The sequence below is a fragment of the Burkholderia theae genome, assembly GCF_048565265.1.
GTDB lineage: Bacteria > Pseudomonadota > Gammaproteobacteria > Burkholderiales > Burkholderiaceae > Burkholderia > Burkholderia theae.
The window spans coordinates 92,102-114,090 of the sequence record NZ_CP183463.1 but is presented as its reverse complement, the minus strand read 5'-3'; the positions used below and the strand labels follow the sequence as shown (position 1 = coordinate 114,090).

The following is a 21,989-nucleotide window of genomic DNA, read 5'->3' as shown; positions in this document are numbered from 1 at the left end:
GTGCGCTGCGCCGATCGAAGCCGTGAGCAGTCGGCTTACCTATGGATCGCCGATGTTGCTGAAATCGGCATGCAGGTGTGTCATCCCGGTTCTCCCGATTCAATGAAGTTTGGTCACGGCCACTGGAGTCGGTAGCCGCCTGGCTGTGGTCGGTGAAGTTCTCATGCAACCAGCGGGCGGTGCTACGGAGACCGGTGCGATTGCCGCAGCGGCCAGCCTTGCTCGGATCACGAACAATCGATCGCCACGGCGTTTGTCGACTGACTGAGCCTGATCTCGCCCAGGTAGGTGCTGTCGTCCAATTCGCACTCGCGCCAAGCGTTGCCGAGGGCATGTCGGATTTTGACTCGGTAGGGGCCGCTGCCCCTGGCCAGGCCGTCGAACCGGAAATCGCCGAAGCCGTCCGAGACGGTTTCGGCTACCTGCCGATTGCCGACGTACAAGGTGACGGCCGCATCCGTGACACACTCGACCACGTCTCCTGCCTGGACACTGACACTTCCGCCGACGAAGCACGTTTCCCAACGCTCGAGGCCGCTATACCAGACGCGGGGCTTCGTGCCCAGGTTGGGTCGCAATACCTTGAGTCCCTCGCGTCGGGCCTTCTCAGTCATCGCTGCGTCATCGAGCTTGACCGTCTCGAAAACATCGGTGGGGCACGACTGCTGACAACGCGGACGGGACCACCCCTGGTCGAGCAAATGAGCATCGAAGATCCAGATCTGGGGCAGTTGCAGCTCTTCGTTCCAGACGATCGCCTTATAAGGGCAGGCCTTGACGATGTCCTTTCGGCCTCGCGCCTTGTCCGGATCGATGATGACGATGCCGTCGGCGCGCTTACGAATGGCGCTACCGCCCACACGTATGCAGGGCGCGTCGTCACAGTGGTTGCACATGACCGGCAGATAAGTGGTCTCGATCATATGCGAATCACCCTGTACACGACGCAGGATGCGGATAGGGCTCTCGGCGCTGGCCGCAGCGGGTGCCGCGTAACCGGGGAAGTCGTTGCCGACGTGCTCGTCCCGCGCGGCGATCACGCAGTTCTGGCAGTTCTCGCAACGGCCGACTTTGATAATCAGGTTCCACTTGCTCATTTGAAATTCCTCAAGCTGCGCGACCGAGCATGAACGCCTCGGCACCGCGCCATTTCTCGACCTGCACCAGGCAGGAATTCGGACTCATGCTGCTGGTGCCGGAGGTCTGCGGCCGGTCGGGGGTAAGCATGTTCATGCAACCGCCAATCTCGACTTGCTCGCCGTCGATTTCGATCAGCTGAAATTCAGCGCTCGCCTCGTAGGATTTCACCACTCCAGCGTTCACCAGGGGCGAGACATCGGCCGCGCAAATCACGGCGCCGCGGTCGTTGTGCACTTTGACGAGATCGCGATGGGCAATGCGTCGAATGGCGGCGTCAGCCGGATTGAGCCTCAGCAGCCAGAACCGGTGCCCTGCGATCAGTGCGCGATGATCGTCGATGCCGTTCACCGCAGAATTCTTGCCGTCACAATGGGTATGAAAGCTGTAGCGGCTGTGGGTGGCGATCAACTGCAGCGGGTAGCGCCGAGCCAGGTCCGAGCGCAGACCTTCCCAGGAGGGGATATATCGGTTGAGCGGTGGCCGCTCGGGATTGTCCGCAGTGTGCCGCTTCAGCAACTCGGGTACGAACTCCAGCTTGCCGCTCGGCGTCTGCAGGCCCCTGCCGAACTTTTCCGAGAACTGTGACGGCAGCGGATGAGGTTCCGGCAGGTCCTTCTTCCTGTCTTCCGCATACCAACGCATGTCCACGGGATGGCGAAGCTCGGGCTTTTCGGGCGGCACGACGAAGTAGCCCTTGCGGCAGAATTCGCGCCACGAAATGTGATCGGGCAGGTCCGACGAGTCGAAGACGCGCTTGACCCAGTCGAGATCGCCGCAGCCTTCGGTGAAAACGCCACCCAGGCCCAACCGAGTCAGGATGGCGGTGAAAATGTCGTAGTCGGAGCGGGACTCGCCCAAGGGTTCGATGCACTTGTGCTGCAGCGTCAGCATGCGATGGTTGACCGTGCCATACCCATGGTGGGCGTAGCCGCCCGAATTCGCCCATTCTCCGATGTCCCAGCGCTCCAGCGAAGTGCACGCAGGCAGGATGATGTCGGCGAACTGGGCTTCGCCTTCCATCCAGATCGACTGATTGACGACGAATTCGATGCTCGAGTGCCGGTAGGCCTCCGTCCAGCGTCCGGAATTCGTCACGGTACTGAACGCGGATCCGCCGTAGCGATAGATCATGTGGATCGGCGAATAGCCGGGCATCGGGTAGGTGAACGGCGCAAACTGGGCTTCCTGGGACATGCCGTCCCAGAGATAACCGGTGGCGTGACCGTTGATAATCGCATCGGGCATCTGCTGTCGCGGCACCATCTGCTTGACGGGATTCATGGTCAGGATATGCGGCATGCGCTGGTAGTTGTCCACCGCATTGGCGGTCCACGCCAGGTCGCCCGAAATTCCGCCGTCCGCGTAGCCAGGGAAGTAGAACTGGAGATCGTGCGGGACACCGATTTCGAGGCAGCCGAAATTCACCCCCGGCTTGCCCCAGCCCTGCATGGACATCATCATGATCATGCAGCGCGCCCATTGCGCCCCGGTCGCGCCGCGGCCCGCGCCACCGAATCCCGCGCCGGTCATCCCGACGGCGAGATGCACCTTCTTCTTGCCCCATAGGCGCGCAAGCGCACGGGCGTCCTTGGCCGGCACGCCGGTCTCGCTCTCCTGCCACTCGGGAGTCTTCGGGGTACCGTCGGTCTCGCCCAGAAGGTAGGCTTTCCAATCGTCGAAGCCGGTCGTGCGCGTCGCGACGTAGTCCTTGTCGTACAGGCCCTCCACGGTCCAGACGTACATGATGGCGGTAGCCAGGGCGGCATCGGTTTGCGGCCGGATCGGGATCCAGCGGCCGCCCAGCAGCTGTGCGGTCGGATTGCAGTGCGGGTCGATGTGAACGAACTCGATGCCGAGCTCCTTGGCCCACAGGCGGCGCGGCGTTCCTTCGAATCCGGCATAGGCCCCGTTGGTACTTTCGGGGTCGCAGGACCAGAAGACGATCATTTCGGCTTCCTTGAGACCATCCTCGAGGCCGCCATAGCCGGAGGGCACGCCGACGCGCATCGAGTTGCCGAAATGATGCATGGCGCCCCAGTACCAGCCTTCCCAACTATCCGGATTCGCGGCGACCCGGGTGAAGCCGATCAGGTTGGCGAAGCGCGTCAGCGCGCTGAGGTAGTAGCCCACGTTACCCCACTGATGGTGGGACGACATCGGGAACGTGATGGAGCCGGGGCCGTGAATACGCTTCTGCCGGTTGATTTCCTTGGCAACGATGTCCAGGGCCTCGTCCCAGCTGATACGCACATAGCCGGACTTGCCGCGGTTCTGCGGATTGCGCTCGCCGTCAGGGTCGAAGTCGACGCGTTTCATCGGGTGAAGGATGCGCTTGTCGGAGTAGACCAGCGATTTGAGGGTCAACGCGTGGGGCGCGACCAATCCACGCCGTGGTGGGCTGAAGCGGCGTCCACGTGCCTCGATCACCCAACTTGACGCATCGGTATCGTCCAGCTCGATGGGGGTCACGCGGACGATGCGTCCATCCTTGACGTAGACGAACAAGGGCCCGCCATTGGTACAGGTGGTGTAGCGTCTGGTGCCGTCGCGCATGGGCGTGCCCATCGGCAGGCCGACGGTGCGCATCATGCTCAGGGTTTGCATGAGCCAAACCAGCAGTTCGTCGTCGCCCTCGGTGACCACCTTGAAGTTCTTGGCGGCGTGGACGATTTCGCCCTGGTCCGGGCTGGGCGAAAGGAACTTCAGGGCCGTGGCGACATCCTTGAAGGCCATGCGCACGTCGGGCCGCGGATGCTTGCCGGCGCGCGACCGAATGCGGCCATTCCTGAACTCGATGGCGCGACCGATGCTTTGATCCATGAGCCCGATCCACGCGACGAGATTGCGCTCCTTGAGGCGATCACGATAGGCGGGGAAGCGGCGCGCCGTCAGGTCCAGAACCTTGGGCAAGGCAAAAAGAATGGTCTTGAGAGCCTGTCGTTTCATCGTTCGATCCAAAGTGTTGCTTCCATGCGGGGGACTGGCATTGGGGCGCACCCGTTAGAACGTATAAGCGACGTTCAGGAAAACGTTGACGGGATTGAGTCGGAGCGTCGATGTGGAAACGATCTGCGTCCCGGTCGCGGTCTGTCCGTATAACGTGAGATGGGTCTTCACCGGCATGTAGCCGACGGAAGCACCGACAGACCAATGTTTGGTCATCGCGTAACTCGCCCCGAGCTCGAACACCGGGTTCCACGATGAACTGAGTGTCGCGCGCGCCGAGCCGCCCGGCCCGAAGCTGTCGGAGACGAACTGGCGATTGGTCGCCCGAACCTGGGTGAACCACGTGTAGTTGACGCCAAGTCCTACGTACGGACGGAATTTCGATTCAGCTGAAAACAGGTGATATCGAAGTTCGATGGCGGGCGGCATCGGCCTTGTCGTGCCGAGGGTGCCGTACTTCTGCAACGTCCCGTCACCGACCAGATTGACTGTCAGTGGCAGTCCAAACAGCATGGCGACACCAATGTTGTCGGTGACGTAGTACTCGGTGGTGATGCCCATCGTATCCGTCGAGCTGGCATGCGCCCCGGTACCAGCCATTTGCTGATTCACCGTTACGCCGCCGACACTTTGCACGGTCAGGGGCGTCGCGTCGCCCTGGGGCGCGACGTGCAGCCATCCAACCGACGTAGTGATGCTTCCGGCGGTCTGCGCATCTGCGTTGTCGGCAAGTGCTGCCGTGCAGATGCAAACCACCGCACCTGCGAAACTCGTCGTTCGCCTCAATTTCATCTTGCGTCTCCTCTGTCTCGGTCCGATTAAAGAACTACAGTTAATTTGGATACCTTATTGATCGTGACGAGCCGCTCTCGGAGTATGTGTTGTCGCGGCTAGTCGCGCGCCTTCGTCACCGCAGATCTGTTGCTGCCGGACCGGACGATCGAATGGGTTCCGCTGCGAACGAGATCGAGAATGCAAACGGAAAACGTCCCAGCACGAAGCGCGCGGCAGTCTCGAGCCCGGGATTGCTCAGCTCGACCGAGACCGACATTCCGCCGGAACCACTGGTCGAGACGTCGACTGATGCGCCTGGCGCTCCGCCCTGGTCCAATGCCGCGCGGAGTGCGTCACTCGTCTCGCGGCGCTTGAGTTCCGGTTTGAATATCTTGCCGACGCCGGTGAGCGGGATCGCTTCGACGATTCGGACGTGCTTGGGCAGGGCGGCGCGTTCCGCGATCTCCTGCTGCATGAACATTTCCAGATCGTGTTCGCTAGCGGTCATGCCCGGCTTGAGCTGAACATACGCGACCGGCAACTCGCCGGCATATGCATCGGGGCGCCCGATCGCCGCTGCAATCTGGACCGCCGGGTGTCGATGCAGCGGTTCCTCGATCGTCGCCGGGTCGATATTGTGTCCGCCGCGGATGATCAACTCCTTCTTGCGGCCGGTCAGCCAGAAGTAACCGTCGATGTCGCAGCGGCCGAGGTCGCCGGTGTTGAGCCAGCGCTTGCCGTCGCCGAGATCGAGCCACAGGGCCTCGTTCTGGTCGGGACGCGTGTAGCCGGTGAACACGTTCGGCCCGGAGATCACGAGCAACCCCTCCTCGTTAGCCGCGCAGTCGCGCAGATACCGTCCCGCATCGTCCACGACGACCGCCTTCATCGCCTGGAAGGGGATGCGAAGCCCGATTGATCCCAGCCGACGCTCGCCGTTCGGCGGGTTGACGCTGCTCACGCACGTTCCTTCGGTCAGGCCGTAACCTTCGAGAATCCGGATGCCCGTTTTTTCCTGGAAGGCCCTGAAGACGCCGACCGGCATCGGCGCGGCACCGCACAGGCCGTATTCGAGCGAGTCAATGACATGATCCTCGGAGGGAATGTCGAGCAGCGAAGCATAAAGCGTCGGGACGCCACTGAAGAAATTGATGTGATGATGTTCGACGACTTCCCAGAAGCGTTTGACGACGCCGTCGCCCCGGTAACCCTGCGGTGTGCCGAGCACGACATGGGCACCGCGCGAGAATGGCAGGAGGCCGGTCACCATCGCGGCGTTGACGTGAAAGAGCGGCAAGCCGCAAAAAGTCGTTTTGCCGGGGCCGATACTGTCGGCGAGGAACCGGCCGGCGCTCCAGGCATTCGCCACTTCGTTGCCGTGACTGCGCATCGCGATTTTTGGCAACCCGGTGGTTCCACCGGTGCAGAAGTAAGAGGACATGTCGCCGGGTTGAATGCGGCGCGCATTGTCGAGCGCCGTACCGGATTCCTGCGCGATTGCCGTACCGAAGTCGTGGATCTGGATGTGCGCAGGCACGGCGCTGCGCAAACCGCCATCGCCGTACAGCTGCGCACACGCGTCGTGCTGGAGCGTGCGTGCCGCTGACTGCGCCATGCCCCGCACGCGATCGGCCAGGTTGACCAGCACGAGATGCCGCAGCGGCTCGACCTCATGAAGGATGTCCGCGACTTTTTGCCAGAGATCGATCCCGGGAAATGGCGCGAGCGTCACGAGCACGCTGGCGCCGGCGGCTTTGAGCAGCTGACCGATCGCTTCACCTTCAAGCAGCGGATTGATCGCGCATACGATGCCGGTCGCCTGTCCGCCCCAGATCACGAAATGCGTTTCGGGCAGATTGGGCAGCAAATAAGCGATCACCGACTGCGAATTCACACCGAGGCGCGCGAACATGTTGGCCGTGCGCGTGATGTCGCGGACCAGCTCGCGATAGGTCCAGCACTCGGCGTCGCGGTGCGCGTCGGCGGTCATGAAAAAGGAGAGGGCGGGGGCGGACGGATCGATGGCCGCACCGGCGCAAATCATCTCGTACGTGCTGGCCGGAAGGTTGGCCGGAAGGCCCTGCGCTTCGATTGCCAGCACGTCGTCCTGGGTCGCGATACCGTTCATGCTGCTTCGTCCACGATCTCGTTACGTTGCACGCCCAGGTCGATCGACCCGTCGCGGCTCGCGATCCGGGCTTCGACGATGTCTCCGGCCTTCAGATACTGCGCTCGCCCCGCCTGCACCTTCATGAACATCTTCCATTTGACGGATTCGGGAAAAAGCGCGACGGCTCGCTGCTTGAGCGGCGACGGGATGCTGAGTGCGCAGCCGGCCGGCGTGCCGGTCGCGAGCAGGTCGCCGGCGCGAAGGTCGTGCACGCCCGACAACTCGGTCAACGTTTCCGCCGGACCGTAGACGAGGTTCGATGTCGAGTCCTGCTGGCGCACCGCGCCGTTGACTGTCAACGTCAGGTCGAGCGCCTTCAGCTTCGGGAAGTCACGCCGCTCGAGCAGGCACAGATAGGGGCCGACCGGGCCAAACGTCCGGAAGCTCTTGCCCTTGTAGAACTGCATCTGCGGGATCTGGACATCGCGCGCGGAATAGTCGTTGACGATCACGGTGCCGGCGACATAGTCGTGCAGGTTCGCGTCGGTGATCTGCTGATGAGACGTGATGTCGCGTTTGAGGATGAGGCCGAGCTCGATTTCGTAGTCGAGAAACCGGACGTGCCGGGGTTTCACGACTTGTGAGTCGGCGGCGACGATGCAACTCGTCGCCTTCGTGAAGATCATGTTGAACTTTTTCGCGTCCGGATCCATGCCGGATTCGATCATGTGCCGACGGTAATTCGCCCCCTGGCAAACGAACTGCTGGTTGGCGGTCACCGGTGGCAGCCACTCCACGTCCGACTCCGGAATCGTCGGTCCGTCGAGCGAGACGAGTCGTTCAACCGGATTCGCCGCGAGAAAGCTCGCGGTTGTCTCGAAGTCGCCGGGAATCGGCGTGACGGCGCCGTTGGCGACCACACCCCATTGGGCGCGGCCATGATGCCGGAAGTGCAGGACATGCAGTGACATGAATGTGTCTCTCGTGAGTCGAACAGGCGGATGGGGATCAGGCGAACAGCTTCGCCAGGGTCAGCAGCTTGCTGATTGTCAGATCGGGACTGCGGCGCAGGTTGCGAAGCAGCGCCGCGAGGCTCGACGGCGTGAACCGGGGTTTCGTGAAGCTGCGCGGCATCGTCGGGCCCCACTGCGCCATCGCTTCGCGGCTGACCGCGTGCACGCCCGTCGGCTCGTCGGCCGTGAAAAGGTCGCCGTCGCAATAGTGTTCGTGCTTGTCGCCCCATGGATCCTGCCAGTAGTCGAAGATCTGGCTGCCGAGAATGTGCCGGCCGATGCCCCACGCGTGCGTCCACCCGTTGTCGCGGAGCATGCGCTGGCCCATGCCGACGGCATCGGCGTCGACCAGTTCGTACGCGCTATGGCTATACGTCGGCACGAACCCTTGAGCGAGCGCGAGCGTATGGTGATCGGCCGGCCTCTCGCCGAGATCGAGCCGCATGAACGCAACGGCGGGTGAGCCGTCCGGCAGCACCTGGACGTCGCTGGGGATAAGCCCGAAATGCTGCGTGTACCACGCGCAGGTTTCCTGGTAGTCGGCGAGTTCGAGCACGACGTGCCCGAGCCGAATGATCTCGGGCGCGCGCACCGGCGGGCGCTGCGTCTCGTTGATCCGCACGGGGGTGTCGACTGAGTTGAACGGGAGCGGAGCACGATGCGGCAACGTGTCGGCGCGTGTCTGGCCGGCAATCGCATCGACCCGAAAACCCGACGGATCGGCGAGACGCACCCGGTGGCCGCCACCGGGCCAATCCGATGCCTCGATCGCCGACGCGCCAGGGACTTTGGCGAGCGCCTCCAGATCGGCACGGCTGTCGACCCGCAATCCGAAGCCCACGAAGCGGGCCTTCGGCGCCTGGCGAACCACATAGCAGAAGTGTGCGGTGCCCGTTCCACGCAGCAGCAACAGCGAGTCGTTCCGAAGCACCGTTCGGAGACCGAAGTCGTTGAGGAAGTGCTCCGCCTCGTCGAGATCGGGACGATCGAAGATCAGATAGGCGAGCGCCGACGCCTTCGTTGTGGGGTGTGGGTGGCGAGCCGGTTGTGTGGTGGTCAGTTTCATGGCGGATGACAATCAGGCGGATCGAATGGTGCTCGCGAAGGCACACGCCGTCGCACCGAGGGGCTTGCCGCGCAACGACAGGCATGCAATCGAATCGCGGCACGACGTGACTTGCCGGCCCGTGAAGATTGCGAAGTCGATCGTCGATTTCGCATGGAGGCGGCGCTCCTCGTCGCAGGTGCCGGGAGTCCGCAGCGCTTCGTCGCCGAGTGCGATTGCGCGTGGGGCGACGCGTATCTCGGCAGCCTTGTCGACGATCAAGACGTTGACTTCGTAACGAGCCCGCCGATTGGCCATTGCGGCGCCGAATGCGCCGAATCCTGCGATCAGTGTGCCGAGCGCCAAAGGCAGCGCACGCTCGGTCGAAGAGCGCGAGTTGTTGTCAATGGACGCGCGGGCGCCCGTGTGCAGTTGTGTCTCCACCGTATCTCCATTCGTCGTTCGATCGGTTCTTGAGGGTTTGTCAGCCACCTTTTGTGACATTAAAATCATAAATGATAATCTTGTCAATGTAGACGTTTGAATCTATACTTGGGCACGAACAAGCATCGGAAACGTCATGACGAATACCCCGAGTCGCCGGACACCAAAGCGCTCCGCTCCGGAAGCATCCAGTCCCGCGGTCGCCGAAGAGCGTGAGCCGCGTGGCGCGCGCCGCAAGCGGGAGACCCGTGCCCGCCTGCTGGACGCCGCGCTCAGACTGATGGCGCAAAAGGGCATGGAAGGCGTCGCCATCAACGAGATCACCGAGGCCGCCGACGTCGGCTTCGGCTCGTTCTACAACCACTTCGAATCGAAGGAGGCGATCTACGCCACTCTGGTGGAATCGGTATTCGAGGAGTTCGCGGATTCGCTCGATCGCTTGGCAAGCGGCCTGTCCGACCCGGCGGAAATCATCTCCGTCTCGGTGCGACATACGCTGATGCGTGCGCGGCGCGAGCCGGTATGGGGACACTTCCTGATACGCGAGGGCTTTTCGGCGCGCGTCCTGACGCTTGGCCTGGGTCAACGCCTGCTGCGGGACATCGAGCGCGGTATCGCCGAGAAGCGCTTCGTCGTTGCCGACCCATTCATCGGCTTCCTTTCGGTTGGCGGTACAGTGCTGACCGCGATTGCCGCCGAGCTCAACTTCGTCGCTCCGGGCGCGCCGGCGGCCGGTGTTCTCAAGGAACTCGGCTTCAGCGGAGAGCATTTTCCGGAGCGCACGGCGGCGACGCTTCTGCATACGCTGGGGCTCAAGCGTGCGGAAGCCGAGAAGATCGCAAGCCGGCCGCTGCCGGTTGTGGAGGCGGCTGAGACGGCACAGTGACACAACGAGGTGACGCAAGCGCCGGCGAGACCATCGCAAGCGCTTGTGCAGTACCCGTCAGCTGACTTGTTGCGCCGAGCCTGGCGTATTTCGTCCAGCCGGCACACGTCGAAGCGGGGCAGCGCATGGTCGATGCGGGCGTCATATCGGATGCTCGCCATCCGGACGTCGCACGAAAGGTCGCTTTCGCGGCTAACCCGCTGACCTCCTTTATTGCCAAATACGAGCAATTCCGGATGACGCTCCAGATAGTGCGCGAGTGCATTGAGCGACTGGAGCGTACGGGTCAGCTCCAGCATGGACTCGTGGACGACGGTTGGCATCGGCGAATCCTGCTGCAACGTCGACTCAAACGCGTTGAACGTGCGTTGTGCAGCGGCCAGCGTGTCCCGTGCGCGACACGCCCCGCTCGTCGGGGGTGGCCGAACAACTGGCTCGCATGCGCTAGCATGCCATTCTGACTGTTGCCGATTCCGTCGGACGAAATCCGGTCGAGCTTGCATGCGGTGTCGCCGATCCTGGTCGATGCACCGGAACGCAAGCCGATGTCTATGTAGTCGAGTTCTACAGGGCCGTGTAGACCACGTTGTTCCGCTTCGCGTATGCCCATTCGACGTAGCCGATCGCGCCCGGCAGGCGCTGCACGAAGGCCGCGACGCCGTCGTTGCCCTTGCGGGCGAGGATCGTGCCATCGTGACCCCGTGCGGCGCGACGTTCGGTGGGCCAGGCGCTGATCGAAACAGGCGAGGTCGCGTCGATTGATAACCACGTTGCATCAATCCTTCCAAAAATCGCACTTATCGTTTGATCGATGCCGGGCGAACATTCCAGAAAACGACAATCGACCAGCCTCATCCCGCGTATTTCAGGTTTTTCAGGAGACACCCAGATGCACCCCTCGTCCAGCCTTCCGGCCGAACGTTCGAAGGCCGCTGCGATCTTTCGCGTCACGGCCGGCAATTTTCTCGAGCAGTTCGACTTCTTCCTGTTCGGCTTCTACGCCACGCAGATCGCCAACGTCTTCTTCCCCGCGCAGAGCGAGTTCGCCTCGTTGATGATGACCTTCGCCGTGTTCGGCGCCGGCTTCCTGATGCGCCCGCTGGGCGCCATCGTGCTGGGCGCGTACATCGACGAAGTCGGCCGCCGCAAGGGTCTTATCGTCACCCTGTCCATCATGGCGAGCGGCACCATCCTGATTGCGTTCGTGCCGGGCTACGCGACCATCGGCCTGCTGGCGCCCGTGCTCGTGCTGATCGGGCGGTTGCTGCAGGGCTTCTCCGCAGGTGCCGAACTGGGCGGCGTATCGGTCTATCTCGCCGAACTGGCGACGCCTGGCCGCAAGGGTTTCTTCACGAGCTGGCAATCGGCCAGCCAGCAGGTTGCGATCGTCATCGCGGCGGGCCTCGGCTTCGCGCTCAATCAGTGGCTGAACGCATCGCAGATCGCCGCCTGGGGATGGCGCGTGCCGTTCTTCGTCGGCTGCATGATCGTGCCGTTCATCTTCATGCTGCGCCGCAACCTGGAGGAAACCCAGGAGTTCAAGGCCCGCAAGCATCGTCCGGGGATGAAGGAAGTGTTCGGTACGCTGGTCCAGAACTGGGGCGTCGTGGTCGCTGGCATGATGCTGGTCGCGATGACCACCACGAGCTTCTATCTGATCACGGTGTACGCGCCGACCTTCGGCAAGACGGTGCTGCATCTGAGCACCGCCGACAGCCTGCTCGTGACGCTTTGCGTAGGCGTGTCGAACTTCGTGTGGCTGCCGCTCGGCGGTGCGCTGTCCGATCGGATCGGCCGTCGGCCGCTGCTGGTCGGCATGACGATGCTCACCGTCCTGACCGCCTATCCGGCGCTGTCGTTCCTCGCTCACGCGCCGTCGTTCGCCAACATGCTGCTCGTCCTGCTTTGGCTCTCGTTCATGTACGGGATCTATAACGGTGCGATGGTCGTCGCGCTCACCGAAGTGATGCCGGTGCAGGTGCGTGTCGCGGGCTTCTCGCTCGCCTACAGCCTCGCGACGGCCGTGTTCGGCGGCTTCACGCCGGCCATCTCGACCGGGCTCATTCACATGACGGGCGACAAGGCAGCACCCGGCTACTGGATGAGCTTCGCCGCAGTGTGCGCGCTGCTCGCGACGTTCGCGCTCTACCGTCACCGCACGGCAACGCTCACGCCGGCGCATTGACGTTCGGCCCATCCGGAACTTCACCAACACACACGAGTTCGCATGACCACGACCATGAGAAATCAGCTCCTGAAATTTTGCGCGACCGCGCTCGTCGCCACCGCGGCGTTTGCGGTCAACGTGCAGGCGGCCGAGCTCCACGTGATGAGCTCGGGTGGCTTCACCGCCGCCTATAAACTGCTCGGCCCCCGGTTCGCGTCCACGACCGGCAATACGCTCGATACCGCGCTCGGCCCGTCGATGGGCCAGTCGCCCGAAGCGATTCCGAACCGGCTCGCGCGCGGCGAGCCCGCCGACGCCGTCATCATGGTCGGCTACGCGCTGGACGAACTGATCAAGCAAGGCAAGGTCATCCCCGGATCCCGCGTCGAACTGGCCGACTCGCGCATCGGCATGGTCGTGCGCGACGGCGCGGCAAAGCCCGACATCAGCACCGCCGAAGGTCTCAAGCAGGCGCTGCTGCACGCGAAGTCGATCGCCTACTCGGACAGTGCGAGCGGCGTGTATATCGAACGCGAGCTGTTCAAGAAGCTCGGCATCGAGGACCAGGTGAAGTCGAAGGCGAAGATGATTCCGCGGATTCCGGTCGCTTCTGTCGTCGCGAACGGCGACTACGAAATCGGCTTCCAGCAGGTCAGCGAGCTGCTGCCGGTCAAGGGGGCGACCTTCGTCGACAAGATTCCCGAATCGCTGCAGTCCGTCACGCGCTTCGCCGCCGGCATCCCCGTTGGCGCGCAGCATCCGAAGGAAGCGAAGGCGCTGCTCGACTATCTTGTGTCGCCCGACGTGCAGGCCGACGTGAAATCGACCGGGCTGGATTCCGCTTCCGCTCATTGAGCCCGATCGGCGGGAAGGCCTGCGTCAGACCGCCTTCCCGTCACCGCCGGCCGGCATCTGCCGTGACCGTGTTGTCATCGGCTCCGTTCGGGGATGCCGGGTCAGACATGGCGAGCCTCTGCGTAAGACGTGTACGATCGCACGCGCCTTCCCACGACGACACGAAGATCACCGCGCAGGCATTACTGATCACGCTGGTCAGCGCGCGCGCCTCGGACATGAAGCGGTCGATGCCGACCAGCATCGCCACCCCGGCGACGGGCAGGTCGGGCATGACGGCGAGCGTGGCGACCAGCGCAACCAGCCCGCTACCGGAAACACCAGCCGCACCTTTTGATGTGAGCAGCATGATGGCGAGCATCACCGCGATCTGCGACGCGGAGAGAGGCACGTCGCACGCCTGCGCGATGAACAATGCGGCGAGCGTCAGGTAGATCGCGGTACCGTCCAGATTGAAGGAATAGCCCGCCGGCAGCACGAGTCCCACGATACCCTTGTCGCAGCCGAGTGCCTCTAGCTTGACGATCAGACGCGGCAGAACGGGCTCCGTGGACGACGTCGCGAGGACGATGAGCAATTCTTCGCGCAGGTAGCGCAGGAGCCGCCACAGCGCGAAACCGTGCAGTCGCGCAAGCGGTGCGAGCACCAGCGTGACGAACAGCACGCAGGCCACATAGAAGGACGCCATCAGCTTCGCAAGCGAGCCGACCGAACCGATGCCAAAACGGCCCACTGTGAAGGCCATCGCGCCGAATGCGCCGAGCGGCGCGAGCCGCATGATCATCGCGAGCACGCGAAAGACGACCTGGGCGACGCCGTCGATCAGCGCAAGAACGGGCCGGCCGGCCCGCGGGTGCGCATTCAACGAGAAGCCGAACAACAGCGACAGCAGCAGCACCGGCAACACGTCGCCTTTGGCGAACGCGCCGAGCATCGTGTCCGGAATCACGCTCAGCCCGAACGCAACAAGCCCCCGCGGTTCCGCATGCTTCGCATACGGAGCGAGGATGCTCGCATCCAGGTGGTGGACATCGATGTGCATGCCGGCGCCGGGTTGCAGCACGTATGCGGTGACGAGCCCGAGCGCGAGCGCGGCGGCCGTCAACAGATAGAAGAGCGCCAGTGCCCGCACGATCGTGCGGCCGATTGCCTTCCCGTTCGCCAGCGACGTGATGCCCGAGACGATCGTGCAAAAGACGATCGGGGCGATGGTCATCTTGACCAGGCCGACGAACGCATCGCTGAGGGGCTTGAGCATCGCGCCCGCCGCCGGCCATGCGTGACCGATGCCCATGCCGAGCATCATCGCGAGCAGAACCTGCACGTAAAGCGATCTAAGCAGCCTGGCCAACCTCACTGTCCGTTCTTCCTTCGTGTCTCTCTGTCGTCGTTACACCGATGCGCCGCTGCGTGCGATACCGCCACGCTTCGCCTCGATGACCATCCGATGAAATGCCTCGGCGGCTGGTGTGAGCGGTCGTCCGCGCCGCTTCACGATTCCCACACGTCGTTTGACGACCGGTTCGACGAGCGGCACGCTCGTGAGAATAGGGTGGTCATGCCCGGGCATCGCCATCGAGGGTACCGCGGCGACGCCGAGCCCCGCTTCGATCAATCCGAGCAGGGTCGTCACGTGGCGTGTCTCGCAGACGCTCGGTACGTGCGGGGCGACGGCGGTCAGCGCCTGGTCGAGCAGCAGGCGGTTGCCGGAAGTCTTGTCGACCGACACATACTCGTGCTCGTAAAGTTCGTTCCAGGTCACGCGCTTCTTGCGAGCGAGCGGGTGGTCGCGGCGACAGGCGGCAACGAACCGTTCCTGGAGCAACACCTTGAACTCGATCTCCGCCTCCTGGCTGCCGATGAAGCTCACGCCGAAATCCGCCTCGCCGCTGATGACGGCCCCGAGCACCTCGTTGGCGCTTGCATCGAGCAGTTTCACCCTGATGCGCGGAAAGCGCTGATGATAGCGCGCGATGATGGCGGGAAGAAAGTAGTAGGCGACCGACGGCACGCATGCGATCGTCACATGGCCCAGGCGGCTCGATGAAACGTCGCGAATGCCGAGCAGGGCGGCGTCGAGATCGTCGAGCAGTTGTTCGGCACTCTGCGCGAACACGCGACCGACTGTGGTGAGCGAGACGCTACGCGTGGTGCGCTCGAATAGTCGTACGCCGAGCGCTTCCTCGAGCTTGTCGATACGACGGCTCAAGGCCGGCTGGGAAATGTTGACTGCGTCGGCGGCCTTTCGGAAGCTTCCCGTTTCCACAACGGCGCGAAATGCCTGCAAGTCGGTTAAATCGAAGTTGATCCCCACAGGCAGATCTCCGCCACTCAGATGCGGAGCATTGTGCATGATTCTGCCGGCGCCATGCGCGTTGCATTGCCTGAAACCCGATGTCTTCGGGTTTGCCCGCCGTTGTTGCCCGAACCGCGCACGATAGTCCCGCGGCGATGCGCCGACGCATTTTGCAAACGCACGCTGTCACGCGTCCGCGCTTCCGGATCCCGATCGTTCGGCGATCCGTTCGAGCGGCGAGTCGGCACCGCTCCAGCAGTGCCGTCGCACGCCCGGCACGCGCAGCCAGCACGTAACGGGCCGGTGAAAGCCCGGTCTCGTCGAGGCGTGTGATCCTTGCGCTGCGGCAGATCGTCGGATCATGGAAATCGAGGAGATTACCTGGCGACCAAGGTCGCGTGGATGATTTTTGGCAGCCACGCATACGCAATCGTTACCAGCGTCACGCCGACGACGAGCATCGGCACGACCATGGGCCACGCGCCCCACTGATAACGCGGATCGGCGAATCCGGCTGCCGTCTGTCCTACGCTGAAGGCGAAGAACATCATGATGAAGCCGGACCAGGATACGGCGCGGCCTGCAAGGTGAGGCAGGCCGCTGACCGCCCCTGCTTGCCCGCACGGCTGATGGATCCCGTGGCCGAGGCAATACACGCCATGCCCGGCGAGCAGCGGCCAGATGCTGCCGGGAAGCAGCGCACACCCCAATGCCTGAATCACCGCGCCGCAGAGGCTCAGCGTTGCGCCTTGCCGCACCGTTCGCAGCATGCTCTGACGTCGCAACAACAGGCGGCAGCCATACGTACTCAGGACATAGACGAGCGTACCGCCAGCCGGTATCCAGCCATAACGCTGGGGCGGGATGCCGAGCTGCCCGATGTAGATTGCAGGAGACAGCAGGAGAAAGCAGAACATGCCGGTGTACGTCGAGGCGGCCAGCAACGCCCATACCCTGAACGTGGCATTGCCGAATATCTCGCGCACGTCCCGGATCGAGCCTCGGTTCGAAGCGATTCTGACGAAGCTTTCCTCGAAGCCGTACCAGCACATGACGAGCAGCCCGAATGCATACAGGCTCATCCCCGCGAGCACCCATCGCCATCCGGCATGCTGTGCGACATACGCACCGAGAATCGGCGCGAGGAACGCCATCATCCCCATTCCCATGAAACCACGTGCCATCACGTACGGGCCATCGGCTGCCGAATACCGGTCGCGCACCGTCGCGCGCGCGCATACCAGGATCGCGGCCATGGCAAAACCCTGCATCGCGCGAGCGGCTACCAGCATCGCTGCGCTCGAGGCGAGCGCAGCCGCGAGCGCTGCCATCGCATAGAGCGCAAGGCCGCTCAGCAACACGGGACGGCGGCCGAATCGGTCGGACAGGCTGCCCATCGGCAATTGCCCGATACCGAATATCAATGCGAAAACCGTGAGGCTGACGCTGGCGGATCCCAGCGTTGCGGCGATTTCAGGCAGCGCCGGCAGGTAACTGTCGGTCGCCACCGGCTGGGCCGCCAGCAGAAGCGGCAACATGAGCGCGAAGTTCAGGCGAGCCGGGCGCATGGTGTCCGGCATGACGGTTTTCGGCACGGTATCAGGCATCGGTAACGCAAGCGGGCTCTGTCAGTGAGGGCGCGGCGCAAGCTGGAAATGATTGGCGGATGGGGCGCCGAACACGACGCCCCGTCGAACGCAGCCTAGCTGCCGACGGATCCTGGCACGTGTTCGCGCACGATGCGATGGCGCGACATCGCCGCGACGCGCAACCGGTCGTATTCTGCCTTGTCGACCGGTTGAGCGTTCGCTCGTCCCAGGTCGTTCATATGGACACGATGGGTCTCGCGTGCGCTCAAGGCTGCGAGCGACGCAATCACGGTGATGCCGAACGCGATCGCACCGACGATCAGCCAGACGTGATGTGCGCCGGGCGGCGCGACCGCCGTGAAAAGCGCGGGCAGCATCGCCGTGGCCGCGGTACCGAGGTTCTGCGCGATTGCCATCGCCGAGACGCGCGTGCGGGTCGGGAAGAGTTCCGGGTAAAAGGCGGGAAATACGGCGTTGTAGCCCTGATACACGACACCCCACATGAGCATCGACATCGCGAATGCGAGCGGCACGTTGCGGATGCTGATCGCATACAGGTAGGCAAACGCGAGCAGGCCGGCCGCCAGCGAGCCGACGATGATCGGCGGCCGGCGTCCGACCCGGTCGGACAGGTTGCCGACGAACGGAATCACGATCATCGCAACGATATTGCCCACCACCGTGATCCAGAGATAGATATCTTTCTGGAATCCGATTCCATACGCCGGCTGGACCGCATAGGCTGCGCCGAAGATCGTGGCGACGACCGGAATCACGTTCATCATCGACATGCAGGCAACGCGCACCATGTCGGGAAAGTGGTGCCTGAAAGCGTCGGCAACGGGCGAGCCGGTTTGCGACCGGTTGCGTACCGCTTCATCGAAGGCCGGCGACTCGTCGACCTCGCGGCGAATGATCAAACCCGCGACGATGACCAGCGCACTCAGCAGGAACGGAATGCGCCAGCCCCAGCTATCGAATTTTGCGGACGGCATGTAGTAGGCGAGCGGCAGGAACACGGCGGCGGCCAGCACTTGCCCGGCCTGCACGCCCTGTAGCGTGAAGCTGACGAAGTATCCGCGCCGACCGAACGGCGCGTGCTCCAGGATCATCGAGCTCGCGCCGGTGATCTCGCCGGCCACGGCGAAACCCTGCAGCAGGCGAAGCGCCACCAGCAACGCCGGCGCGATCAGCCCGGCTTGCTGATAGGTCGGCAGGAGGCCGACTCCGACGGTCGAGATTCCCATCAGGAACATGCAGAAGAGCAGGACGGCTTTCCGTCCGCGCGTGTCGCCGAGATGACCCAGCACGAACGCGCCGATCGGGCGGGACACATAGCCGACACCGTAAGTGGCCAGCGACGCGATGATGGCCGTCGTGGGGCTGCCGTGCGGAAAGAATATCTGCGGGAAGATCAGCGCCGATGCCGTGGCGTAGATGAAGAAATCGTAGTATTCGAGCACCGAGCCGATCCAGCCGCTGACGGCGGCTTTTCTCGATTGTTGCCTGCCCCTGGGTGTGTCTCGCAAGGTCGTGGTCATCGTCGTCTCCAGATATTGATATGTGTGCCGGGCAACGCGGGCGATGCGTGGAGTCGTCACTGCCCGATGTATCGACTCCGTTGTGTGACCTGACCGGGGCCCGTCGATACGACGCACGGCGAACCACCGCGGTGCGCCACGCCGTGCACCAGGGGACGGCTGTGCATGTGCGTCGGCCCCGCATCGGCGGCCGATGCGGGAATCGGCCTATTCCTCGCCGAGCGCCGAGACCGCGGCCCTCAGCGCCAGCAGATAGCTTTGGACACCGAAGCCGCAAATCTGCCCGCTGACGATCTCGGCCAGGACGGAGTGATGCCGGAACGGCTCGCGTGCATGAATGTTGGACATGTGCAGTTCGACGATCGGGCACGTGAGGATGGCAAGCGCATCGCGAATGCCGTAGCTGTAATGCGTCCATGCGCCCGCGTTGATCAGCACCGCATCCTGGCGTTCCTCGAAGGCGCGATGAATGCGCTCGCACATCGCGCCTTCGCTGTTTGTCTGGAACGAGTCCACCCGTACGCCCAGTTCCTCCGCCAGCCCTTGCAGCCGCGCATCGATCTGCGCGAGCGTGATCGTCCCGTACTGTGCCGGATCGCGCTTGCCGAACATGTTGTGGTTGATGCCGTGCAGCATCAGGATCTTCTTCATGCGACTCTCCATCGCGTGTTCAATCAAAGGGCACGGCCAGCCGATCGATCACCGAACTGGTCTTGGGGCGTACGCCGCGCCACCACGCGAACGCTTCGGCCGCCTGCTCGACCAGCATGCCGACGCCATCCGCGATCCCGTGCACCCCGGCGTTTTTCGCGAGCCGGAGAAACGGCGTCAGACGCTTGCCGTATGCCAGTTCGTAGGCCGTGCCGGCCGGACTGAACACGCTCGGCGGGACCGGCGGCAGGTCGCCGGTCAGGCTGGCCGACGTCGCATTGACGACCAGGTCGAAACGCCCCATCCGTGCGAGGTCTGCGTAGCCGCCGGCAACGAGCGGACCGCGTCCGGCAACCTGCGCGGCGAGTGCGCGCGCCTTGTCGACGTCGCGATTCGCGATGACCAGTTCCGCCGGTCCGGCTTCGAGGAACGGCAACAGCGCGCCGCGTGCCGCGCCGCCCGCACCGAGCACCAGGACACGCTTGCCAGCCATCGGCAGATTGAGGTTCGCCTCGATATCGCGAACCAGTCCGATTCCGTCGAAGTTGTCCGCCAGGATGCGGCCGCCGTCGAACTTGAGCGCGTTGGCCGCGCCCGCGAGCGTCGCACGCTCGCTGCGTTCGTCCGACATTGCGAACGCGTCGAGCTTGAACGGCGCGGTAACGTTGATGCCTTTGCCGCCGCCCTCGAAAAACGCACGAACCGCGGCAGCGAAAGCGCCTGCCGGCTCGACGGCCCCCTCGATCGCCGTATAGCTGATGTCCTGCCGCGTCTCCTGCGCGAAGAGGCCGTGAATCAACGGGGATTTCGTGTGCCCGATCGGATTGCCGATCACCGCGTATTGGTCGGTCATCATTGGCTCGCTTTTGAATAGAGGACGCCGTCGGCCTGCATCGCGTCGATTTCGGCCGAATCGAACCCGAGGGAAAGCGCGATTTCCGCGTTGTGCTGCCCGAGATCGGGCGCGACCTCGCGTATCGTCGTATCGCAATCGGAAAACCGGAACGGCAGGTTGGGCAAGCGCAGCGTCCCGTAGCGCGGATGCTGTTGTTCGACGACCATGCCTCTGGCCTGGATCTGCGGATCGTTCAATACCTCGTCGATGCGCTGCACCTTCGCGCACGGAACGTCGATGCCGTCCAGCAGTTCGAGCACCGACGCGACGGACCGCGCGGCCACCCACGGCTCGACCACCGACAGAATCTCCGCGCGGTACGCGTTGCGGCCGGTGCTGTCGCGAAACCGGGTGTCGGCGCCGAAGTCCGCCGGGCCGCCGTGCGTCGCGATCAGATCGGCGAAGCGTTTCCACGCGTCGTCGACTTGCGCGGCGATCACGAGATCGCCGTCCGCTGCACGGAATACGCCGTAGAGCGTCGAGGTCGGCATGTCGTGCCCGGTCTGCTCGGGCAGCACGCCCTGCAGCGTGTAGCATTGCACCGCATATTCGTGCATCGATACCAGCGTGTCGTACAGCGCCATGTCGATGTGTTGCCCGCGGCCGCTCTTCACGCGCCCCAGCAGCGCGGCGTTGATGGCCGCGACCGCATGAATGCCGGTGTACATGTCGCCGAGCGAGATGCGCAGTAGCGGCGGCCGCTCGCCTGGCGTGCCCACCATCTGCATGATTCCGCTCTTGGCTTCCGCGATCAGCCCGAAGCCCGCGCGATGCGCATCGGGACCGGTATGCCCGTACGCCGAAATCGAACAGTAGATGAGGCCCGGATTGCGCGCCGACAATTCGGCATAGCCGAGCCCGAGCTTGTCCAGTGCGCCCGGCCGATAGTTCTCGATGAACACGTCGGCGGAGTCGCACAGCCGCTGCATGAACGCCTTGCCGCGCGCGTCCTTCATGTTGACGCTCACGCCGCGCTTGCCCATGTTGAGCTGCAGGAAGTAGCCGCTTTGCTGGTCGTCGAGCACGGTCGCGTGCTGGCGTCCGGCGTCGCCTGACCCGGGGCGCTCGACCTTGATGACTTCGGCGCCGAGCGCGGCCAGGCAGCGCCCGACATACGGCCCGGCAAGGAAGTGGCTGTAGTCGACGACGCGAATGCCTTCGAGTGGGCGAGCCTGCATCACAGTGCCTCCGGGCGGCGCGGCACCATCAGGCGATGCTCGCCGTGTTGAACGACCTGACCGTCCTGATTGATCAGCTCCGACGGCAGCACGACGATGCCCCAGTCCGGGCGGCTCTTGCTGGCCCGCATCGAACCGACGCGGAATTTCACGTGCAGCACGTCGCCGACCTTGATCGGCAGCAGGAAATCCCAGCTCCAGCCGAGCGACATGCCCGGCAGAAAGCGATAGTCGCTCTGCGTCTTCAGGCCGTCGGCGATGGACAAGCCGAACAGCCCGTGCGCGACGAGGCAGCCGAAATGGCTCGCGTTTGCGTATGCCTCGTCCACGTGGACGGGCGTATGGTCGCCCGTGAGGTCGGCGTACGCGAGAATGCGCGCCTTAGTCACGGTGTAGCTCGGGCTCGTGCATGTGTCACCCTCGCGGGCGTCGTCCCAGTATTTCTCGACGATCGTCATG

At 63.7% G+C, this 21,989-nt stretch carries 18 protein-coding genes and 1 pseudogene; 3 read left to right on the top strand and 16 right to left on the bottom strand.

Going from position 1 to position 21,989, the window contains the following annotated elements; genetic code table 11:
- Positions 1 to 227: 227 nt before the first annotated feature.
- The 7 genes from ACN22W_RS33455 to ACN22W_RS33425 form a co-directional block, all read right to left on the bottom strand.
- Positions 228 to 1,097, bottom strand: coding sequence for a 4Fe-4S dicluster domain-containing protein (locus ACN22W_RS33455; RefSeq protein ID WP_419690366.1), 870 nt, complete (start codon positions 1,095 to 1,097; stop codon positions 228 to 230).
- Positions 1,098 to 1,107: 10 nt separating this feature from the next.
- Entirely contained in the window at positions 1,108 to 4,086 is a 2,979-nt protein-coding gene (locus ACN22W_RS33450; RefSeq protein ID WP_419690365.1) for a molybdopterin-dependent oxidoreductase, read from the bottom strand.
- A 54-nt stretch (positions 4,087 to 4,140) separates the two neighbouring features.
- The gene (locus ACN22W_RS33445) at positions 4,141 to 4,878 is read right to left on the bottom strand and encodes an OmpW/AlkL family protein (RefSeq protein ID WP_419690364.1); all 738 of its coding nucleotides are present in this window, start codon (positions 4,876 to 4,878) and stop codon (positions 4,141 to 4,143) included.
- A 115-nt stretch (positions 4,879 to 4,993) separates the two neighbouring features.
- Positions 4,994 to 6,988 carry an acyl-CoA synthetase gene (locus ACN22W_RS33440; protein ID WP_419690363.1) on the bottom strand — a complete coding sequence of 665 codons (1,995 nt, stop codon included), beginning with the start codon at positions 6,986 to 6,988 and terminating at the stop codon, positions 4,994 to 4,996.
- Positions 6,985 to 7,941: a fumarylacetoacetate hydrolase family protein gene (locus tag ACN22W_RS33435; RefSeq protein WP_419690362.1), complete on the bottom strand. Its 957-nt coding sequence runs from the start codon at positions 7,939 to 7,941 to the stop codon at positions 6,985 to 6,987. Before ACN22W_RS33435 ends, ACN22W_RS33440 begins: the two co-directional genes overlap by 4 nt.
- Before the next feature lie 37 nt (positions 7,942 to 7,978).
- Positions 7,979 to 9,049, bottom strand: a complete 1,071-nt coding sequence (locus ACN22W_RS33430) for a VOC family protein (RefSeq protein ID WP_419690361.1) — start codon at positions 9,047 to 9,049, stop codon at positions 7,979 to 7,981.
- Positions 9,050 to 9,061: 12 nt separating this feature from the next.
- Positions 9,062 to 9,472, bottom strand: coding sequence for a hypothetical protein (locus ACN22W_RS33425; protein ID WP_231944195.1), 411 nt, complete (start codon positions 9,470 to 9,472; stop codon positions 9,062 to 9,064).
- Between the two features lie 136 nt (positions 9,473 to 9,608).
- Between ACN22W_RS33425 and ACN22W_RS33420 the strand changes: the two genes are divergently transcribed.
- Positions 9,609 to 10,358 (top strand): TetR/AcrR family transcriptional regulator, encoded by a 750-nt coding sequence (locus tag ACN22W_RS33420; RefSeq protein WP_096476040.1) that lies wholly within the window; start codon positions 9,609 to 9,611, stop codon positions 10,356 to 10,358.
- 567 nt (positions 10,359 to 10,925) lie between these two features.
- On the opposite strand, the pseudogene ACN22W_RS33415 reads toward ACN22W_RS33420, so the two are convergent.
- Positions 10,926 to 11,030, bottom strand: a pseudogene (locus tag ACN22W_RS33415) (phosphate ABC transporter substrate-binding protein PstS); the annotation flags it as partial.
- Between the two features lie 217 nt (positions 11,031 to 11,247).
- Here ACN22W_RS33415 and ACN22W_RS33410 point away from each other — a divergent pair.
- Both ACN22W_RS33410 and ACN22W_RS33405 read left to right on the top strand, forming a co-directional pair.
- Positions 11,248 to 12,543 (top strand): MFS transporter, encoded by a 1,296-nt coding sequence (locus tag ACN22W_RS33410; protein WP_096476041.1) that lies wholly within the window; start codon positions 11,248 to 11,250, stop codon positions 12,541 to 12,543.
- 54 nt (positions 12,544 to 12,597) lie between these two features.
- Positions 12,598 to 13,380: a substrate-binding domain-containing protein gene (locus tag ACN22W_RS33405; protein WP_096476417.1), complete on the top strand. Its 783-nt coding sequence runs from the start codon at positions 12,598 to 12,600 to the stop codon at positions 13,378 to 13,380.
- Between the two features lie 40 nt (positions 13,381 to 13,420).
- Here ACN22W_RS33405 and dctA read toward each other — a convergent pair whose 3' ends face one another.
- From dctA to ACN22W_RS33365, 8 genes are all read right to left on the bottom strand, one after another.
- Positions 13,421 to 14,737 carry a C4-dicarboxylate transporter DctA gene (gene dctA, locus ACN22W_RS33400; protein WP_419690360.1) on the bottom strand — a complete coding sequence of 439 codons (1,317 nt, stop codon included), beginning with the start codon at positions 14,735 to 14,737 and terminating at the stop codon, positions 13,421 to 13,423.
- Between the two features lie 33 nt (positions 14,738 to 14,770).
- A complete protein-coding gene (locus ACN22W_RS33395) occupies positions 14,771 to 15,694 on the bottom strand; it encodes a LysR family transcriptional regulator (RefSeq protein ID WP_096476043.1) in 924 nt (307 codons plus the stop codon).
- 359 nt (positions 15,695 to 16,053) lie between these two features.
- Positions 16,054 to 17,256 (bottom strand): MFS transporter, encoded by a 1,203-nt coding sequence (locus tag ACN22W_RS33390; protein WP_419690758.1) that lies wholly within the window; start codon positions 17,254 to 17,256, stop codon positions 16,054 to 16,056.
- 122 nt (positions 17,257 to 17,378) lie between these two features.
- Complete coding sequence (locus ACN22W_RS33385; protein WP_419690757.1) at positions 17,379 to 18,806, bottom strand: MFS transporter; 1,428 nt, start codon at positions 18,804 to 18,806, stop codon at positions 17,379 to 17,381.
- Positions 18,807 to 19,013: 207 nt separating this feature from the next.
- On the bottom strand, positions 19,014 to 19,457 hold the full coding sequence (gene aroQ, locus ACN22W_RS33380; RefSeq protein ID WP_419690359.1) for a type II 3-dehydroquinate dehydratase: 444 nt from the start codon (positions 19,455 to 19,457) through the stop codon (positions 19,014 to 19,016).
- A 19-nt stretch (positions 19,458 to 19,476) separates the two neighbouring features.
- Positions 19,477 to 20,310, bottom strand: a complete 834-nt coding sequence (gene aroE, locus ACN22W_RS33375) for a shikimate dehydrogenase (RefSeq protein WP_096476046.1) — start codon at positions 20,308 to 20,310, stop codon at positions 19,477 to 19,479.
- Positions 20,310 to 21,530 carry a CaiB/BaiF CoA transferase family protein gene (locus ACN22W_RS33370; protein WP_096476047.1) on the bottom strand — a complete coding sequence of 407 codons (1,221 nt, stop codon included), beginning with the start codon at positions 21,528 to 21,530 and terminating at the stop codon, positions 20,310 to 20,312. Before ACN22W_RS33370 ends, aroE begins: the two co-directional genes overlap by 1 nt.
- Positions 21,530 to 21,988 (bottom strand): MaoC family dehydratase, encoded by a 459-nt coding sequence (locus ACN22W_RS33365; protein ID WP_096476048.1) that lies wholly within the window; start codon positions 21,986 to 21,988, stop codon positions 21,530 to 21,532. The genes ACN22W_RS33370 and ACN22W_RS33365 overlap by 1 nt, the downstream gene beginning before the upstream one ends.
- Position 21,989 lies beyond the last annotated feature (1 nt).

Bases quoted from the DNA above. Each gene is read 5' to 3' on its own strand.
- ACN22W_RS33435 (WP_419690362.1), bottom strand. From the start codon at position 7,941: ATGTCACTGCATGTCCTGCACTTCCGGCATCATGGCCGCGCCCAATGG.
- ACN22W_RS33405 (WP_096476417.1), top strand. From the start codon at position 12,598: ATGAGAAATCAGCTCCTGAAATTTTGCGCGACCGCGCTCGTCGCCACC.
- ACN22W_RS33445 (WP_419690364.1), bottom strand. From the start codon at position 4,878: ATGAAATTGAGGCGAACGACGAGTTTCGCAGGTGCGGTGGTTTGCATC.
- ACN22W_RS33390 (WP_419690758.1), bottom strand. From the start codon at position 17,256: ATGCCGGACACCATGCGCCCGGCTCGCCTGAACTTCGCGCTCATGTTG.
- ACN22W_RS33370 (WP_096476047.1), bottom strand. From the start codon at position 21,530: ATGCAGGCTCGCCCACTCGAAGGCATTCGCGTCGTCGACTACAGCCAC.
- ACN22W_RS33450 (WP_419690365.1), bottom strand. From the start codon at position 4,086: ATGAAACGACAGGCTCTCAAGACCATTCTTTTTGCCTTGCCCAAGGTT.
- aroQ (WP_419690359.1), bottom strand. From the start codon at position 19,457: ATGAAGAAGATCCTGATGCTGCACGGCATCAACCACAACATGTTCGGC.
- ACN22W_RS33385 (WP_419690757.1), bottom strand. From the start codon at position 18,806: ATGACCACGACCTTGCGAGACACACCCAGGGGCAGGCAACAATCGAGA.
- ACN22W_RS33410 (WP_096476041.1), top strand. From the start codon at position 11,248: ATGCACCCCTCGTCCAGCCTTCCGGCCGAACGTTCGAAGGCCGCTGCG.
- ACN22W_RS33420 (WP_096476040.1), top strand. From the start codon at position 9,609: ATGACGAATACCCCGAGTCGCCGGACACCAAAGCGCTCCGCTCCGGAA.
- ACN22W_RS33455 (WP_419690366.1), bottom strand. From the start codon at position 1,097: ATGAGCAAGTGGAACCTGATTATCAAAGTCGGCCGTTGCGAGAACTGC.
- ACN22W_RS33365 (WP_096476048.1), bottom strand. From the start codon at position 21,988: ATGACGATCGTCGAGAAATACTGGGACGACGCCCGCGAGGGTGACACA.
- ACN22W_RS33440 (WP_419690363.1), bottom strand. From the start codon at position 6,988: ATGAACGGTATCGCGACCCAGGACGACGTGCTGGCAATCGAAGCGCAG.
- aroE (WP_096476046.1), bottom strand. From the start codon at position 20,310: ATGACCGACCAATACGCGGTGATCGGCAATCCGATCGGGCACACGAAA.
- ACN22W_RS33430 (WP_419690361.1), bottom strand. From the start codon at position 9,049: ATGAAACTGACCACCACACAACCGGCTCGCCACCCACACCCCACAACG.